The sequence below is a fragment of the Saccharopolyspora sp. genome (genome assembly GCF_017434145.1).
GTDB lineage: Bacteria > Actinomycetota > Actinomycetes > Mycobacteriales > Pseudonocardiaceae > Saccharopolyspora_C > Saccharopolyspora_C galaxeae.
The window spans coordinates 1-2,738 of record NZ_JAFRFW010000903.1; the positions used below are offsets into that span (position 1 = coordinate 1).

The window sequence follows — 2,738 nt, forward strand, 5'->3', positions numbered from 1 at the left end:
CAGGCCCGGAACAGCGGCGTGCGCTGCTGGCGGGCCTGCTCGACGCGGCGGGTTCGGTCTCCGCGGACGGCGCGCTGCGGCTCGAGGTCAGCGAGCCGATGTCGGTGCGCGTCCGGGAACTCGTGCTCAGCCTCGGCTACGCCTGCGGGGCGCGGCTCGCGGACTCCGCGGCGGACCGTTTCGACCAGGTGGTGCTGGTCTTTGACAGCGGTGCGGACGAGGTCTTCCGGCTCCCCGCGAAGAACGCCGAGCACAAGACCCACCGCCTGGACCGGACCCCGGCCGCGCGCGCCATCGTCGCCGTCCGCGAGGTCGCAGGCGTGCCGGTGCGCTGCGTGGAGGTCGACGCACCGGACCACCTCTACCTGGCCGGGCGCGGCATGGTGCCGACGCACAACTCCACGCTGGGCCTGGACTTCGCCCGCGCGGCCTCGATCAAGCACGGCATGGGCAGCGTGATCTTCTCGCTGGAGATGGGCCGCACCGAGATCGTGATGCGGATGCTGTCCGCGGAGGCCCGCATCCGGCTCGGCGACATGCGCGGCGGCCGGATGACCGACGACGACTGGACCCGGCTGGCCCGGCGGATGAGCGAGGTCAGCGAAGCGCCGCTGTTCGTGGACGACTCGCCGAACCTGACGATGATGGAGATCCGGGCGAAGGCCCGGCGGCTCAAGCAGCGCTCCGACATCCAGCTCGTCGTGGTCGACTACATGCAGCTGATGACCTCCGGCAAGCGGGTCGAGTCGCGGCAGCAGGAGGTTTCGGAGTTCTCCCGGAACCTGAAGCTGCTCGCCAAGGAACTGGAAGTGCCCGTGGTGGCGATCTCCCAGCTCAACCGCGGCCCCGAGCAGCGCAACGACAAGCGGCCACAACTTGCTGACCTGCGTGAAAGTGGCTCGCTGGAGCAGGACGCGGATATGGTGATCTTGATTCATCGCCCGGACGCGTTCGAGCGGGACGATCCGCGGATGGGTGAGGCGGATCTGATCCTGGCCAAGCACCGTGCCGGTCCGACCTCCACCGTGACCGTCGCGCACCAGCTGCACTACAGCCGTTTCGTGGACATGGCGCAGGAATGAGCCGGCCTGCGTAGAGCCGCGGTCGGCTTGCCGCGGCCCGTTTTCCTTGCGTGCAGCACCCCGGACGGGCATGCGCCGCTGACTCTTCGGAGCAGCGGTTCGCTCGCCCGCCGTGCTGCACGTCGTGGCCGCCGATGACTCGATCCGGTTAGCACGCGGCAGGTGGTGGGTGCGGCCGACACGCCGATGCATCTTGTGCCCGAGTGATCACTGCGCGATGCCTACCCTCGATCACGAATGCACTGCGACGAAGGGTCGGCGATGCGCACCGTTTTCCTGCACGGCGAGGCGGACCGCTGCTCGGAGGCGGCTGCCGCGCTGTCCGAGCGGTTCGGGCCGCGCGCCGAGGCACCCGGTCTGATCACGGCGATGCTGCATGAGAAGGGCGTGCAGGACGGCCTGCTCACCCGGTGGACCGAGGCGGACGTGACCCGTTTCCTCGCCGACGTCGTGCCGCGCCGGATGGTGCTGCCGAACTGGTCGGCGGTGCCGCGGGTGCTGCACGAGTGGTTCGACTTCCTCGCTGCCGCGGGATTGCTGCTACCCGGCAGCGGCTCGCTGCGCGCGCTGCACGCGGCGGTTGATGCCGCGACTCCCGATTACCTCGATGCGATGGCCCGTCCCGCGAAGTGGGGAGCGGGCAAGTTCTGGGCGTCCGAAGCGCGCGAGCGCGGTGTGGACCCGGACGATCCGGTGGAGTTCGAGCGGTTCGTCGCCGAGGCGCGGGACGGTGCCGCGGGACTTGATCACGACCTGCTGCACGCGATCGAAGAGAAGCCGGAGCCGGCGGACGCGCCCGCGTACTGGTTGCCGCCGGTACGGGTCCCGGACTCGAACACGCCGGGTGCTGAGGCGGAGCGGGCTCCCGTCCTGGAACGCATGAAGCTGCTGCACGAGTGGGTCGGCGCGGGCCGGGCGCTGATCGCAGGTTCGGAGGCCGGCCTCGATGAGCTGGCGGGCGCGCTCGGCACCGACCGGTTCACGGCGGGCCTGACGCTGGAGTGGGCGAAGCGGGCGCACCTGGTGCGAACGACCGGCGACCGCCTGGTGCGCACCGAGATCAGCGCCGCGTTGCTGGCGGAACCCGGGGTGCTGTGGTCCCGGCTGTGGGAGCTCTTCCTGCAGTTGGAGGACGTTCTCGGTGATGAACCGGAGTTCCCCGCCGGCGATGCCGGCTTGCTGCTGGATCTGGTGCAGGCGGTGCTGACCGCGCTGTATTCGGAGACCGAGGCGGTGCCGGTGGAGCAGGTGGTGAGCCTGGCCGTTCATGCGCTGGCGGACGAGGACGAGTTGACCCCGGAATATCGCCGCGCGGTGCACCGCGCGGTCGGCCGCGTACTCGACCAGTGGGCCGTGCTCGGCGTGGTGCGCTGCGAGCCGACCGAGCTGCCGGAGCGCCTGGAGCGCATCGCCGAGCTCGCCCCGGAAGGCGAGCCGGACCGGACCGTCGTGGAGCTGACGCCGCTGGGCGTGCGGGCCGCGCACGGTTCGCTGGAGGAGTTCGGTTTCGTCGTGCCGACGGTCGCCGGAATGGCGGCGCTGCCTGCGGAAGTCGTCGTGCTCGCGTTGCCGGGCAGTCCCGCGGACGTGGTCGAGGAGGTCGTGGGCGACTGGGTCGCCCGGCGCGGGCGGGCCGCGGCCAGTGCCGAACTGGCC

The 2,738-nt window shown here is 71.0% G+C and carries 2 protein-coding genes; both read left to right on the forward strand.

Translation table 11 applies throughout. From position 1 onward, the window contains the following. Window positions 1-1,082, forward strand: a 1,082-nt coding sequence (locus IJH84_RS24475; protein WP_295149559.1) for a DnaB-like helicase C-terminal domain-containing protein, incomplete at its 5' end; no start/stop codon positions are given. Between the two features lie 237 nt (window positions 1,083-1,319). Then, window positions 1,320-2,738, forward strand: a 1,419-nt coding sequence (locus tag IJH84_RS24480; protein ID WP_295149560.1) for a hypothetical protein, incomplete at its 3' end; no start/stop codon positions are given.